Genomic DNA, 564 nt, shown 5'->3' with positions numbered 1-564 from the left:
GGGAACTCCAGGGAGACTGCCGGTGATAAACCGGAGGAAGGTGGGGACGACGTCAAGTCATCATGGCCCTTACGAGTAGGGCTACACACGTGCTACAATGGCATATACAGAGGGCTGCCAACCAGCGATGGTGAGCGAATCCCACAAAGTACGTCGTAGTCCGGATTGGAGTCTGCAACTCGACTCCATGAAGTCGGAATCGCTAGTAATCGTAGATCAGAATGCTACGGTGAATACGTTCCCGGGCCTTGTACACACCGCCCGTCACACCATGGGAGTGGGCTGCACCAGAAGTAGATAGCTTAACCTTCGGGGGGGCGTTTACCACGGTGTGGTTCATGACTGGGGTGAAGTCGTAACAAGGTAGCCCTAGGGGAACCTGGGGCTGGATCACCTCCTTAACGATATGACTGCGTTTTATGCAGTGTCCACACAGATTGCTTGGTTAATAGTAAAAGAACGTGAAAGACTTGGGTCTGTAGCTCAGGTGGTTAGAGCGCACCCCTGATAAGGGTGAGGTCGGTGGTTCAAGTCCACTCAGACCCACCACTTTCTCTCCCAGAG

General features: G+C 53.5%; 1 tRNA gene and 1 rRNA gene. Both read left to right on the top strand.

Going from position 1 to position 564, the window contains the following annotated elements:
* Positions 1 to 401, top strand: a 16S ribosomal RNA gene (locus ACVA53_RS25005); the annotation flags it as partial.
* Positions 402 to 472: 71 nt separating this feature from the next.
* A tRNA-Ile gene (locus ACVA53_RS25000) sits at positions 473 to 549 on the top strand.
* The last annotated feature ends 15 nt before the right edge of the window (positions 550 to 564 follow it).

The organism is Photobacterium sp. DNB23_23_1 (assembly GCF_052873815.1).
Note: the sequence above shows the minus strand (reverse complement) of the source record. Positions and strands in the feature narration are given on the sequence as shown.